This window comes from Coriobacterium glomerans PW2, from assembly GCF_000195315.1.
Lineage (GTDB): Bacteria > Actinomycetota > Coriobacteriia > Coriobacteriales > Coriobacteriaceae > Coriobacterium > Coriobacterium glomerans.
Map to the genome: position 1 here is coordinate 860666 of NC_015389.1, position 13045 is coordinate 873710.

A 13045-nucleotide genomic window follows, 5' to 3' on the forward strand; every position below is an offset into this window, starting at 1 on the left:
GTGGCGCGTCAGGGGCCTCCCGGCACCTCAGCTCGCCGTGCCGGACCGTTTCGTCGATTGGTATCGCTCGTAGGCGACCAGCTTCTCGATCGGCAGAGACGTCTCGTGCAGAGCAGAGGCGCAGCTTCCGTCAGCGGGATATCCCATCGGCATGACCGAGATGATGCGCTGGGTGCCCGGGATATTGAACCGTCGACGAAGCTCGCTGGGATCGATCATGCCCACCCAGCAGCTGTGGACACCAAGCTGCTGCGCTTCGAGCATCATGTGCGTGGCGACGATCGTGGTATCGACGATGCCGAACTCCACGACGTCGGGGTTGTAGGCTTGGCACGTGATGTCGTAGCCGAGCACGAGTACGAGCGGCGCGCCGAAGCGGCAGGGCGTGCATCGGTCCATCTCCTTGAGACCCTTCGGGGATTGGATGACCAAGATGCGCTGGGGCTGGCTGTTTCGTGCCGTGGGCGCGAGCCTGCCGGCCTCCAGGATCGCTTCGAGCTTTTCGGTCTCTACGGGCTTCGGCGCGAAGCGACGTTCCGAGTAGCGCTCACGCGCGAGATCGAGAAATGACATGGGAAGGCTCCTTATCTGTTGTGCGAAACGCCGATGGGATCGGCGGATCCGGTAAGCTCTGCACTCGATGATAGTGCTATATTCTAAAGCCGGTACCATATTTTGAAAATTCGAGGAGAGATGGCGGACGAATGGGAGACTGGGGCGTCTCGGAATCTGTATTTTTGTGCATCACGGCGATTGCGGTCGCCGGTGTCCTGTATGCGATCGTCGTGAACCTGAAGGAGCTCGGATCGCGCGGGCGCATCGATCGCCGCGATGATGACAGCGATGATCATTTCTGCTGAGCAGAACCCTTTTTAATTTTAGCCAGATAGAATCCCTCATATGTCTCGGTCGGGCAGACGGTGAGCGTGCCGGCAAGCCCGACCGAAAGTTCGGGGATCCCCATGGCGCTCTTTGGCTGCCCGGTTGAGATGAAATCATCCAGCGGCACCAGCTTGCAGTCGCGGTGCCGCTGGATAGCGCGGCGAATCTGGTCCTCGTTCTCCGCGGGCAGCACCGAACAGGTCGAGTAGATCAGCGTACCGCCGGTCTTGAGTACGGTGAGCGCCCGGTCCAGCAGGGCGGCCTGCGCACGTGAGACCTTGGCGAGCAGCATCGGCGTGATCCGGGCGAGTCCGCGTGAGTCACCCGCTGCCACCGTACCCGATCCGGTGCAGGGAGCGTCCAGAAGGATCTGATCGAAGGAGAAGAGCGGATCGAGTCTCCTGGCATCGCATCGCATGAGCGTGACACCAGAAACCTTGAGCTTGGCGAGGTTGTGCTCGAGTCGCGCCGCCCTCGGCGCGTGCAGCTCGCAGGCGCAGATCCGCGCGGTTCCCTTCGTCAGCGCCGCGATCTGCGAGGTCTTGCCGCCGGGTGCGGCGCACATGTCGAGCACGTCGGCACCGGGCATCGGCGCGAGTGCGAGCGGCGGCAGCATCGATGACAGGCTTTGCAGATACACGCCTCCGTTTTCATAGATCGGCAGCCCTTGCACCTCATGTTTGTCGCTCTCCGGAAGAACGAAAGCATCACGGTACCAAGGCACCGCCTCCCACCTGATACCGTGCTCGGAGAGCTCCGCGCCAACCTCATCGCCCGTGGCGATCAGCGTATTGGCCCGCAGCGTCACCGGTCGGCGATCCGCAGCGGAGAGACCCGCCAGGATACGAGACAGCTCGCCGCCGCGGTAGGCGTCGCTCAGCTGGCGCGCGAGAAACGTGTTCGCAAGCGCTGGCGACTCGCCGCGCTCTTCCGACTCGTCCATCGGGTGGCCCTTCCGCGCGCTGTTCACAGCAGGACACCCGAGACGAGAAGGGCGAGCGCGCAAACGAGGACGGCTGCGTCTCGTGACTTCATGGGATAGCGACAAAAGGAGGAGGATCGCGTCCTCAGGTAGAATCCGCGTTGCTCGGCGGCGAGCGCGATCGAGTCGGTTTTGCCAACCGAGATCACGAGCAACGGGATGCAGACGGGCAGCATCAATCGGAGCTTTTTCAACGGCATCGCCGTGTCGAATCGAGCGCCGCGTGCGGTCTGCGCCTCCATGATGGCGTTCATCTCACGCGTCAGCAACGGGATGAAGCGCAACGCCGTCGTGAACGCGAAGGCGTATCTGTAGGGCACATGCAGATTCTCCACGCACGAGTTCGCCAGATCGGTCAGTCTGGTGACGCTCAGCATGACGATGAGCGGCAAGGCGACCCCGATGAGACGCAGGGACGCCTTCGAGCCGCTGATCAGCCCGTCATCTGTAATGAAACCGATGACCGGAGAGCCCGTGCGCACAAACGCAAGCTGCAAGACGAGCATGACGATCGCGACCGGAGCGATGAGTTTCAGCAGATCTTTCAGGCGGCGGCCGGCGCGCACCCGCAGTCCCAGAGCGATCGTGAGAGCTATCAGCGACACCAGCATCGGATAGGTGCTCGCGAGAAGCGTCGCGAGGATGATCGCGACGGCGAAGGCGAGCTTTGCGACCGGGTTCAGCCGGTGCGGCAACGTGGTGCCGGGAATATAATCGATGACATCAAGCACGGGAAATCAGCTCCTCTACGGTATCGATGATATCGCATGGCTCGCGCGCGCCCGCGAAGTCCGGCATACCGGCCTGTGCAAGGGAATCGGCGAGATCGACGATCTGAGGCGGGATGACGCGCGAGCGAGCGAGGGCGGTGCGATCCGCGAGGACATCCGCAGCAGCATCGTCGCGCGCGATCGATCCGTCCGCCATGACGATCACACGGTCAGCGATATCGGAGACGACCTCCATGTCGTGGCAGACCATGAGGACGGCCGAGCCGCGTCGCGCCATCCGGCGCACCGATTCCATCACGATCATGCGCGCGCGCCGGTCGAGCCCGCTCGTCGGCTCATCCAGAACGATCAGCTTCGATGCCATGACGATAACCGAGGCCAGCGCTACCATCTGGCGACTCCCTCTCGGCAAGGAGAAGGGGTTCGCCGTCTCGACCAGATCGAGGTCGCCGATGACCTCGCGGGCGCGTCTGTGAGCCTCCCTTTTGGATATGCCGCGCAGCTCCAGACCGAAGCAGACCTCTGCGAGCACGGTGTTTCTGCATATCTGATGATCGGGATTCTGGAAGAGGGTCGCCGCATAACCCGCGATCTGGGAGACGGCCATGTCCCTCGTGTCGTGGCCCGCGAGAACGATTCTGCCCGATTTCGGTCTGATCAGGCCGGACACCAGCTTGGTGAGCGTCGTCTTGCCCGCGCCGTTTCGACCCACGATCGCCGCGATCTCGCCCGGGTGCACTTCGAGGTCGAGATCGCGCACCAGAGCACCGGTTGACGGATATGAATAGCTGACGCCCTCGAGGACGAGCACGGGAGCCGAGGCGGATTTCGCCGGCGCGTCCCGCCGGGCCTTCTTTTCCTCGCTTTCCCGCTCGCTGCGAGTCCTGCGCCGCCGGTGCTCGCTCGAGAGCCTCATCGGCTCGCGTTCGGCACCAGCCGCGATGCGCTCGATCATAGAGCGCGCCTCCGCGACACTCAGGCACACGTCCTCAGGGTGACACAGACCTCGCTTCGCAAGGCCGCTGAAGACCCGGGTGACTCGAGGACTTTCCACCCCGATGCGCCGCAGCTCGGCCTCGCGGGCGAAGACCTCTCGGGTGGTTCCGGCGAGTGCGATGCGCCCGGCGTCCATGACGAGGATGCTTCGGCAGAACTCCGAGAGCGTCGCGACCGCCTGCTCGATGACCGCTACGGTGACGCCCGCCTCTCGGTTGATCTCGGCGAGCGCGCCGAAGACCTCGCGCGCGCTCGCCGGATCCAGCGCCGCGCAGGGCTCGTCGAGCACGAGCACGCGTGGACGCAGAGCCAAAATCGAGGCGATGGCGACCTTTTGCAGCTGCCCGCCCGACAGCGTCGCGATCTCGCGCCCTCGCAGATCGACGATGCCGACGAGCTCGAGCGCCCACTGGATGCGCGTCTCGATCTCATCACGCGCGACGGCGAAGTTCTCAAGGCCGAACAGCATCTCGTCCTCGACGCTGGTCGCGACCATCTGAGCATCGACATCTTCAGAGACGCTGCCCACCGTCCTGGAGATGTCGGTAAGGCTGATCTCGCAGCTGTCCGACCCATCGATGAGGGCGGCACCGTAGAAATCACCGTCGAAGTGGTGGGGTATCGCGCCGGACATGACCCGGGCGAGCGTGGACTTGCCCGAACCCGAGGGCCCGACGATCCCGACGAAGTCACCGGGATCGATCGCGAGGTCAACGGCGTCGAGTGCTCGGGTGTCTTGCCCGGCGTAGGAGTATGAGACGCGATTGAGGGATATGACCGGTTGCATGTTCGCCATCTCGAATCACTGGTCGCCGAGCTTCAAAGTGAATCTGATCGGCAGGTAGAGCGCGGCTGCGAGCACCGAGTTGAACACAGCTGTGGCGACGACGACCGGAAGCATCACAAGGACGATATTCTGTGCGAATCCCATGATCGCCATCTTGATGAGCATGAAGATGACCCCGGATGCGGCGGTCGCGATGAACGTGCCCCCAGCGGGAATGATCCATTTGACAGGCGATGACATTCCCGCTCTCACGATGAGCGCCATGACGACTGCACCGACGCTCTCCGCAGCGAAGTCGACAAGAGGGGAGGCGGTCGTGATCTGGATGATCGCAGCGGATATGAGACCGATCACGAGCGCATGGCCGATACCCGGGCGCACGACCAGTATGGTCAGGCAATACGCTGCGATCACGAACTCGGGGTTGATCGCACCGCCGCTCAGGGCGCCGATAGCTTTGCCGATTGTGAAATCCAAGATGAAGCCGGCGGCGATGAGAGCTGCCAGCAAGACGAGCGACCTTAAATCGAGGCCGCCTCGATCGATGCGTGTGACGCTGCGGGGCCCGCAGGCGGGATCGGGCACGTGGGTGCTCTGAGACATGGAAGACATCCTTTCTTGAGGAGCGCGATGAGGTGAAGGCGGAATCGCCGAGCTCGCGGATTCGATCAGGTTCGGACCAATCGGTAAAAAGAGGCCTCGACGCAAAAAGGCCCCCGGTCCAACCGGAGGCCATCAGAATGCCGATGTGGCAGTTGCGTGAGGGGCTCAGTCTCGACCGAGGGGGCATGCATCTCGCCAGGCCCAAGCTGCGATCGTGTCACTCAAGGTATCCATAATGCCCTGCTCCTCTCTGTCGCGTGATGCGACTCGCTGTCGACGAGGACCACTGTAGCACAGCCGGAACGCAGCGAGGCGCTCTCCTTGAAAGATCGCGAATCTGTTTCAGCTGCTCGACACTCGCTGCGGCGCAGGTGCTTCGCCGCGTTCTATCCTTGCAACTTCGAGAACTCGTCGACGATGATGTCTATGCATCTGGGCAGCACGCGCGCGCTGAACACCCCCGAGTTCGTGGGGATGAGCTCGCCGTCGTATTGCATGCCGAGCGAGGGGGTGCACGTGACGCGAACCTCCGTCGTCTGAAACATCGTGAACTGGGGTCGACCGAGTCCCTTGCCGGCCGGGTCGAACGCGGCAGCCAAAAGGGTCGGTAAAAGCTGTACGGTCGTAGCGGGTTCAACGACGGCGACATCGATCAGGCCATCATCCATGCGGCAGTCTGGAAACAGATTGATCTCATTTTGAATCAAGGCGGTGTTGCCCACCATGCATGCGATGCCGTCGAGTGTGTCCACCTTGCCGTCATGCTCGATCGTGAACCGCGCGACCTGCGGCTCCGGGGTCGATAGGGCTGACAGAACGTAGGCGATCTCGCCGATGTCGCTCTTTGAGGGAGCGGCCTTCTTCATGATCGTCGCATCATAGCCCGATCCGGCGATGATGATGAAGCCGTGTCGCAAGCAGGTGCCCCGCTCATCGCGCCATGACAGCTCGCCCATGTCGACTTGGACGGTGCGGCCCGCCCGACACGCTCGCGCGAGCGCTGCGGCGTCAGGAGCATTGCCGATGTTGTTGAAGAACAGATTCGCCGTGCCGGAGGGGAAGACGAGCACGGGTACGCCGGAGTCGCGCAGACAGTCAAGCACATTCGAGACCGTTCCGTCACCGCCGGAGACCACCACGCGATCGAATGAGCGCACATCGGTCACGGCGGCAGCCGGCTCCAGATGCGCCCCTATGAAACGCAAGACGAACTCGTCGCCGCCCCGGGCGAGCTGGTGGCAGAACGTGAAGACCTCGTCGGTCCTGGGACCGGAGGCGAGGTTGTGGAGGATGAGGCAGCGCATATCCGGGCTCCCTGTTCCGTCGAAGCAAGGTATAGTAGCTCATGACGATATCCTACTCCAGACGAACCAGAAGGGAACGACCGCATAAGGTGAGTATGTACATCTCCACACATGAGCAGCTGGCGGCTCTATGCGATGCCGCACGTTCGTTTTCCATCGTCGCGATCGATACCGAGTTTCTTCGCGAGCGCACCTACCATCCTCGCCTGTGCCTCGTGCAGGTCGCCACGCCGGAGGTCTCAGCGCTCGTTGATCCCTTGGAGATCGAAGACCTGTCTCCCTTGGCGGCTCTGATGGCCGACGAGGGAACGCGCAAGATCTTCCATGCCTGCTCTCAGGATATGGAGGTCCTGCTCAACGCGCTGGACGTGCTGCCGAATCCGATCTTCGACACGCAGGTCGCCGCCGCGTTTCTCGGCGAGCGGGTCCAGATGTCCTACGATGGCCTCGTGAAGGCGTTCTGCGGTGTCTCGCTGCCCAAGACGGCATCGCTCACCGACTGGTCGCACCGTCCTCTCACCGCAGAGCAGATGGACTACGCCGAAGACGACGTCCGCTATCTCATCTGCGCCTATGAGGTGATGGCCGAGCGCCTCGAGCAGCGCGGACGCATGTCATGGGCTCTGGATGAGATGCGCCCCCTGGCGGATGAATCCCATTACCGGCATGATCGGCGCCTGGCGTACAAGCGAGTCAAACGCATCGGCTCGTGCACGCGGCGCCAGCTCGGCGTCGCACGCGAGCTGGCCGCTTGGCGCGAGGGCCGCGCGGAGAGCCACGACATACCGCGCAAATGGATCATGTCAGACGAGGTCCTGCTCGCGTTGGCGAAGCGAGCCCCGCACAGTGTCGCGGAACTGCGACAGGTCCGGGGAACCGAGCAGCTCGGTGAGGCCGAGGCGGCATCCGCCCTGATCGCCATCGGCCGCGGCGCGCGCTGTCCTCAGGCGAATCTTCCCTCGATCCGACATGGGCACAAGATCTCCGGCGGGGAGCTGGACAGCGTGACGGATCTGATGTACGCCCTGATCAGGCTCGTCTCCGAGCGCAGCGGCGTCGCGGCGGCGATGATCTGCTCGCGCGACGATCTGGTAGACTACATCACCCATCCCACGAGGAGCCGGTTGCGCGAGGGCTGGAGATTCGAGTTGGTGGGATCGCTCCTCGATGATCTTCTCGCGGGCAATATGGGTCTTACCGTGAAGGATCGAGGGGTGGAGATCTTGTAGCCAGCGCGCATGCGTCGAGACGGGTAAAATGCTACCGAATGCAACCGAGTGCTGAGGAGCCACCTGATGCCCATGTATTTCGCATACGGATTCGGTCTCGATCCGGTTTATCTGGTCTTGGTCGTCGTCTCCCTGGCCATGGGACTTCTCACGCAGTCCTATATCAACAAGACCTACCGAACGTGGTCGAAAGTCCGCTCGGATGGTGCCACCGGTGCCGATGTCGCTCGTCGCATGCTCGACTCGAGCGGCTGCACGCAGGTTGGTATCAAAAGCGTCGCCGGCCGACTCACCGACCATTACGACCCCAGGGACAACAACCTCTACCTGAGTGATGAGAATCTTCGCGGCGGCTCGGTCGCCAGCATCGCGGTGGCCTGCCATGAGGCGGGCCATGCGATTCAGCGCGAGAGGGGATACGCGTTGATGCGCGTTCGCACGGCGCTCGTGCCTGTTGTCAACTTCACGCAGGGGGCGTGGATGTTCGTGTTCATCTTCGGGGTGATGCTCAGCGCCGTGAACCTGCAGATGCTCGCTATCGTCCTGTTCGCGTTCTCCGTCGTCTTCCAAGTCGTGACGCTTCCTGTCGAGATCGATGCGAGCCGCCGCGCGGTCGCCTACATCGAGGGCTCCGGTATGAGCGAGCTCAACGTCTCCGGCGCGCGCAGCGTGCTCACCGCGGCGGCTCTCACCTATGTCGCAGCCGCGCTCAGCTCGATCATGCAATTGATCTATCTGCTCAGCCGCTCCTCTCGCAGGAATTGAGTCGCGCGCCGGCGCTTCACAGGAGGCGCTCGTCGTCGTTCGCGTCGCGCCGGCATCTCGGCTCGCGGCCACGGCACCCGTAGTCACGCAGGCGTCGCAAGGGAGGTCTGGCAATGAGCGGTTGGGATCTGACAGGTGGGGTACGTGATGCGGGCGAGGGGGCGCTCACGGTGTCGCAGGCGGTTCAGCGAGCATCCGATGCGCTGGAGACCATTCCCTCGCTCACCGTTATCGGCGAGGTCACAGGGTTTCGCGGACCGAATGCGCGAAGCGGACACTGTTACTTTCAGATCAAGGACGAGGCTGCCGCCGTCGACTGCATAATATGGCGCGGCGCCTACGCGAAGAGGCCGGTCGATCTCCGTGATGGCATGCAGGCGCAGTTCACCGGCGCGTTCAATCTGTACAAACCTCAGGGACGCATGAGCTTCGTGGCTCGCTCGTTCGCACTCGCCGGAGAGGGGCTTTTGCGTCAGCAGGTCGCTGCGCTCGCAGAGAAGCTCCGGCGCGAGGGACTCATGGAGGAGGCGCGAAAGCGGCCCATTGCGGCGTTCTGCTCACGAGTGGCGGTGGTGACCTCGCTTTCCGGGGCGGTGATCGATGACGTAAAACGCACGCTGCGTCGACGCAACCCGCTTGTGGAGCTCATCTGCGTCGGCGCCAAGGTGCAAGGGGAGGGCGCCGCCGACGAGCTCATCGAGGGCCTTCGACGCGCCGCGTCAACGAGACCGGCACCCGATTGCATTCTGCTGGTGAGAGGCGGCGGTTCGTTCGAGGACCTCATGACATTCAATGACGAGCGGCTCGCGCGCGCCGTAGCTGGAAGTCCCGTGCCGGTGGTGACCGGTATCGGACATGAACCGGATACCTCGATCTGCGACATGGTGAGCGATCGGCGCGCCTCGACGCCCACGGCGGCGGCCGAATCCGTCGCACCGGACATGAGCGACCTCATCGAGGTCCTGAGCAGCCGTGAGCATCGCATCGCGCTCGCGATGGCGGCGCGCGTGCGCACGGCGGCCAAGGAGTGCGCGATGCTCGAGCAGCGGGACCGTCGCGCGATCAGCGGCTACTTGGATCGGGCTCAGATGACGCTTTCAGCTTGGGCCGCGCGTCCATGCCTGCTCGACCCCACGCAAATCGTCGATCGACGTCGCTCAGAGCTCGCCCAGACATCCGATCGGCTTGCGCAGGCGCTCGTGAGGGCTCAGGCGCGCTATGATGATGATCTCGCACGGCTTGTTCCGCGGTTCAAGGAGAGCGCATCGAGGCTCTCGGATCGCAGACATGAGCTGGTGCTGAGCGCCTCGCGGTTGAGCCATGTCGGACGCGATGCGCTCGCAGACGCCCGAAGCGGACTGGCATCGGATGCAGCCTCGCTCGATGCTCTGTCCCCCTTGGCCGTGTTGGCCCGCGGCTATTCGATCGCCTACGGAGACGCGGGCGTCGCTGGTAGCATCGAGCTGTTCTCAGCAGGAGATGAGATGCGCCTTCGCATGGTCGACGGCGAGCTCGCAGCGACGGTCACATCCGTATCGCCGGGAGAGGCATGTTCGGATGGGAGCTCGCCTGCGGCACCCCGTTCGGGGCGCGGGTGAGCATCGGCGCAAATCCGCGCGGGATGACGATATTGTTCTTTCTAGTGTATGGGGAGTGATGAGCATGGCTGATCAGAAGCGCATCGAAGATCTGAGCTACAAGGAGGCCTCTCAGGAACTTGAGCGCATCATCCGAAGCCTCGAGTCGGGTGACATGGAACTGGAGGACTCGCTCGAGAGCTACTCACGCGGTGTCGAGCTCTTGAAAAGTCTGCGGGGCCGTCTTGCAGATGCCGAGCAGAAGGTCTCGGTTCTGCTCGCCGATGTTGACGGAGCGGACGAGCTCGTCTGCGCCGATCCGGGGAAGGACGATGACAGCCCCAACTTCTGAGATTACAGGGATCTTATTGAGAGGAAACCACCATGCAGGACTGCATCTTCTGCCGGATCGCCGCGCACGAGATCACCGCGCGGGTCGTGTACGAGGACGATGAGGTCATCGCTTTTGACGATAACTCACCTCAGGCGCCGGTGCACACGCTTGTCGTGCCCAAGCATCATTACGACAGCATCATCGATGACGTACCGGGCGAGACGCTCGCTGCAATGGCCCGCGCCGTGCGCGTGGTCGCCGAGCGCAAGGGGCTCAAGGATGGCTTTCGGGTGATCACCAACACCGGCGAGGCTGCCGGACAGACGGTCGGGCATCTTCATTTCCACGTGCTCGGTGGAAAGGACCTTGCTGCGAAGCTCATCTAGAGGCCGCTCGCCGCGATTCGCGGTATCATAGACAGGTTATCGGGATCGTGCGGCAAGGCCGCCTTACGCAAAGGGAGATCAATGAACGTACTAGTAGTCAACGCTGGCAGTTCCAGCCTGAAGTATCAGCTTCTCGACACGGAGTCCCGCGAGGTGTTCGCGAAGGGCAATTGCGAGTGCATCGGCCAGGACAAGGGCATCTTCGGTCATGCCGAGCTGGGGGGCGACAAGGTCAAGGAGGATGCGGTCTTTCCCGATCACAAGACGGCGATCTCCCTGGTCCTGAAGACCCTGAACGAGCTCGACATCTCGATCGACGGCATCGGACACCGCATCGTGCAGGGCGGTTGGTACTTCGATGACTCGGTCATCGTCGACGACGATGCGATGGCCAAGATCCTCGAGGTCGCCCCGCTTGCGCCGTTGCACAACTACTGCGAGGCCGAGGCGATCGATTATTGTCGCAGCGCCTTTCCGGAGCTGCCCAACGTTGCGGTGTTCGACACATCGTTTCACATGACGATCCCCGAATGCGCCCACACCTACGCGCTGCCCAAAGACATACGCGAGAAGTTCCATATCCGGAAGTACGGCGCGCATGGCACGTCGCACCGCTACGAGTGGATGCGGGCGCATGAGATCCTGGGAGACAAGGTCCATCGCCTGCTCTCCTGTCATCTGGGCAACGGCTGCTCGCTCGCTGCGATCGTTGACGGCTACTGCATGGACACCACGATGGGCCTGACCCCGCTCGATGGCCTCATGATGGGGACGCGCTGCGGCTCGATCGATCCGGCTACCGTGTGCTATCTGCAGCGCGAGGGCGGCTACACCTACGATGAGGTCGACGACATCATGAACAAGCGCTCCGGCTTCCTTGCGATGTCCGAGCTCACCAATGACGTGCGCGTCATCCGCGACCGGGCGACCGAGGGCGATCCGAAGTGCCTCATGGCCTTCGACATGTTCGGCTACCGTCTCGTGACCATGGCCGGGGCCATGATCGCGGGCATGGGCGGCCTCGACACGATCTCCTTCGCCGCCGGCATCGGCGAGAACGATCCGACGACGCGCAAGGCCTTCTGCGATATGTTCGAGTGGTTCGGCGTGCACATCGATCTGGCGCGCAATGAGATCAGAAGCGACGAGCCCCGCATCATCTCGACCGATGACTCGCCGATCCGCGTCATGGTGATCCCCACCGACGAGGAGTACATGATCGCGCTCGACGTGAAACGGCTCGTGGAGGCGCGTTAGCGCGTCCGCGCGTCGCCGCGAACCGCCGCGCCCGAGTGGCGTTTCGTTTCGTGATCCGCGAGGTGCGCGATCGCCCCCGCCGATGCCGAGCCGTGCATCGGCGGGGGCGATCTTGTTCGGACGCGCAGCTCGCATGCGAGCCCGCGGGCTCTTACGCCTCGGCCATCTGCGCCTGCACCGCGGTGATGGCGACGACGCCGACGATGTCATCGACGGAGCACCCCCGTGACAGATCGTTGACCGGCTTGGCGATGCCCTGCAGCAGCGGGCCGTACGCCTCGGCTCCGGCGAGACGCTGGACGAGCTTGTAGCCGATGTTGCCCGCGTCCAGGTTCGGGAAGATCAGGACGTTCGCTGCGCCGGCGACCGCAGAACCAGGTGCCTTGAGTTCGGCGACTGAGCGCACCAGCGCGGTGTCCAGCTGCATCTCGCCGTCGCACAGCAGATCCGGGCTCTTTCTGCTGACGAGCTCGGAGGCCTCGCGCACCAGATCGACATGCTCGCCTTTCGCAGAGCCCTTCGACGAGTAACTCAACATGGCGACCTTCGGCTCGGTGCCCATGAACGCCTTCCAGGATGTGGCGCTCGAGATCGCGATGTCGGAAAGCTGCTCGGCATCCGGGTACTCGTTGAGGCCGATGTCGGCGAAGATGAACGTTCCGTTCTGGCCGAGATCGCACTCGGGAACGACCATCATCATGAAACTCGACACGATTCTGGTGCCCGGGGCGGTCTTGAGTATCTGCAACGCGGGCCGAAGCGTGTCAGCGGTCGAGTGGCACGCGCCCGAGACGAGACCGTCGGCGTCTCCCATCTTGACCATCATGGTGGCGAAATACGTCGCGTCGCGTATGGTTTCTCGAGCCTGCTCGATCGTCATCCCCTTTTTCGCGCGCAGCTCGCAGAGAGCCCGAGCGTAGGCCTCTCTGCGGTCCGCGTTCTCCGGATCGATCACAGAGACGCCTGCGACGTCGATCTCGGCGGGATCGCCCAAGATGATGATCTTGGCGAGATGCTCCTTCACGATCGTTCGCGCCGCCTCCACGGTGCGCGGATCCTCGCCCTCGGGCATCACGATCGTTTTGAGGTCCGTTTGCGCCGCCTGTTTCATTCGAGTCAGAAATGAGTTCATAGCTCTCCTCCCTTCGGGCCCCCAAGCCGGTTCGGCGCACGTCTCGAAGCATCGACACCCTAAGGGGGTCTGCAATCAGG

At 63.1% G+C, this 13045-nt stretch carries 14 protein-coding genes; 7 read left to right on the plus strand and 7 right to left on the minus strand.

Annotation, left to right across the window (positions count from 1 at the left end):
- Positions 1 to 27: 27 nt before the first annotated feature.
- A complete protein-coding gene (locus tag CORGL_RS03720) occupies positions 28 to 573 on the minus strand; it encodes a nitroreductase family protein (RefSeq protein ID WP_013708586.1) in 546 nt (181 codons plus the stop codon).
- 131 nt (positions 574 to 704) lie between these two features.
- On the opposite strand from CORGL_RS03720, the gene CORGL_RS09780 reads away from it, so the two are divergent.
- Complete coding sequence (locus CORGL_RS09780) at positions 705 to 860, plus strand: hypothetical protein (RefSeq protein ID WP_013708587.1); 156 nt, start codon at positions 705 to 707, stop codon at positions 858 to 860.
- Here the strand turns inward: CORGL_RS09780 and CORGL_RS03725 are convergent.
- From CORGL_RS03725 to CORGL_RS03745, 5 genes are all read right to left on the minus strand, one after another.
- Entirely contained in the window at positions 848 to 1825 is a 978-nt protein-coding gene (locus CORGL_RS03725) for an RsmB/NOP family class I SAM-dependent RNA methyltransferase (protein ID WP_013708588.1), read from the minus strand. The genes CORGL_RS09780 and CORGL_RS03725 overlap by 13 nt on opposite strands.
- A 23-nt stretch (positions 1826 to 1848) precedes the next feature.
- Positions 1849 to 2595, minus strand: a complete 747-nt coding sequence (locus tag CORGL_RS03730) for an energy-coupling factor transporter transmembrane component T family protein (protein WP_013708589.1) — start codon at positions 2593 to 2595, stop codon at positions 1849 to 1851.
- Positions 2588 to 4378 carry an ABC transporter ATP-binding protein gene (locus CORGL_RS03735; protein WP_013708590.1) on the minus strand — a complete coding sequence of 597 codons (1791 nt, stop codon included), beginning with the start codon at positions 4376 to 4378 and terminating at the stop codon, positions 2588 to 2590. The genes CORGL_RS03730 and CORGL_RS03735 overlap by 8 nt, the downstream gene beginning before the upstream one ends.
- Positions 4379 to 4393: 15 nt before the next feature.
- A complete protein-coding gene (locus tag CORGL_RS03740) occupies positions 4394 to 4981 on the minus strand; it encodes a hypothetical protein (protein WP_013708591.1) in 588 nt (195 codons plus the stop codon).
- Positions 4982 to 5367: 386 nt separating this feature from the next.
- On the minus strand, positions 5368 to 6285 hold the full coding sequence (locus CORGL_RS03745) for a diacylglycerol/lipid kinase family protein (protein ID WP_013708592.1): 918 nt from the start codon (positions 6283 to 6285) through the stop codon (positions 5368 to 5370).
- A 95-nt stretch (positions 6286 to 6380) separates the two neighbouring features.
- On the opposite strand from CORGL_RS03745, the gene rnd reads away from it, so the two are divergent.
- The 6 genes from rnd (at position 6381) to CORGL_RS03775 (ending at position 11833) form a co-directional block, all read left to right on the plus strand.
- A complete protein-coding gene (rnd, locus tag CORGL_RS03750; protein ID WP_013708593.1) occupies positions 6381 to 7514 on the plus strand; it encodes a ribonuclease D in 1134 nt (377 codons plus the stop codon).
- A gap of 66 nt (positions 7515 to 7580) precedes the next feature.
- A complete protein-coding gene (locus tag CORGL_RS03755; RefSeq protein ID WP_013708594.1) occupies positions 7581 to 8279 on the plus strand; it encodes a zinc metallopeptidase in 699 nt (232 codons plus the stop codon).
- A gap of 113 nt (positions 8280 to 8392) precedes the next feature.
- Positions 8393 to 9877: an exodeoxyribonuclease VII large subunit gene (xseA, locus tag CORGL_RS03760; RefSeq protein ID WP_013708595.1), complete on the plus strand. Its 1485-nt coding sequence runs from the start codon at positions 8393 to 8395 to the stop codon at positions 9875 to 9877.
- Between the two features lie 64 nt (positions 9878 to 9941).
- Positions 9942 to 10208 carry an exodeoxyribonuclease VII small subunit gene (gene xseB, locus CORGL_RS03765; protein ID WP_013708596.1) on the plus strand — a complete coding sequence of 89 codons (267 nt, stop codon included), beginning with the start codon at positions 9942 to 9944 and terminating at the stop codon, positions 10206 to 10208.
- 32 nt (positions 10209 to 10240) lie between these two features.
- On the plus strand, positions 10241 to 10576 hold the full coding sequence (locus CORGL_RS03770) for an HIT domain-containing protein (protein ID WP_013708597.1): 336 nt from the start codon (positions 10241 to 10243) through the stop codon (positions 10574 to 10576).
- 81 nt (positions 10577 to 10657) lie between these two features.
- Complete coding sequence (locus CORGL_RS03775) at positions 10658 to 11833, plus strand: acetate/propionate family kinase (RefSeq protein ID WP_013708598.1); 1176 nt, start codon at positions 10658 to 10660, stop codon at positions 11831 to 11833.
- A gap of 151 nt (positions 11834 to 11984) precedes the next feature.
- Here CORGL_RS03775 and pta read toward each other — a convergent pair whose 3' ends face one another.
- Positions 11985 to 12965: a phosphate acetyltransferase gene (pta, locus tag CORGL_RS03780; RefSeq protein WP_013708599.1), complete on the minus strand. Its 981-nt coding sequence runs from the start codon at positions 12963 to 12965 to the stop codon at positions 11985 to 11987.
- Between the last annotated feature and the right edge of the window lie 80 nt (positions 12966 to 13045).

Coding starts and splice junctions, on each gene's coding strand:
- pta (WP_013708599.1), bottom strand. CDS start 12,965: ATGAACTCATTTCTGACTCGAATGAAACAGGCGGCGCAAACGGACCTC.
- CORGL_RS03735 (WP_013708590.1), bottom strand. CDS start 4,378: ATGCAACCGGTCATATCCCTCAATCGCGTCTCATACTCCTACGCCGGG.
- CORGL_RS03740 (WP_013708591.1), bottom strand. CDS start 4,981: ATGTCTCAGAGCACCCACGTGCCCGATCCCGCCTGCGGGCCCCGCAGC.
- CORGL_RS03725 (WP_013708588.1), bottom strand. CDS start 1,825: ATGGACGAGTCGGAAGAGCGCGGCGAGTCGCCAGCGCTTGCGAACACG.
- rnd (WP_013708593.1), top strand. CDS start 6,381: ATGTACATCTCCACACATGAGCAGCTGGCGGCTCTATGCGATGCCGCA.
- CORGL_RS09780 (WP_013708587.1), top strand. CDS start 705: ATGGGAGACTGGGGCGTCTCGGAATCTGTATTTTTGTGCATCACGGCG.
- xseA (WP_013708595.1), top strand. CDS start 8,393: ATGAGCGGTTGGGATCTGACAGGTGGGGTACGTGATGCGGGCGAGGGG.
- CORGL_RS03755 (WP_013708594.1), top strand. CDS start 7,581: ATGCCCATGTATTTCGCATACGGATTCGGTCTCGATCCGGTTTATCTG.
- CORGL_RS03775 (WP_013708598.1), top strand. CDS start 10,658: ATGAACGTACTAGTAGTCAACGCTGGCAGTTCCAGCCTGAAGTATCAG.
- CORGL_RS03720 (WP_013708586.1), bottom strand. CDS start 573: ATGTCATTTCTCGATCTCGCGCGTGAGCGCTACTCGGAACGTCGCTTC.
- xseB (WP_013708596.1), top strand. CDS start 9,942: ATGGCTGATCAGAAGCGCATCGAAGATCTGAGCTACAAGGAGGCCTCT.
- CORGL_RS03770 (WP_013708597.1), top strand. CDS start 10,241: ATGCAGGACTGCATCTTCTGCCGGATCGCCGCGCACGAGATCACCGCG.
- CORGL_RS03745 (WP_013708592.1), bottom strand. CDS start 6,285: ATGCGCTGCCTCATCCTCCACAACCTCGCCTCCGGTCCCAGGACCGAC.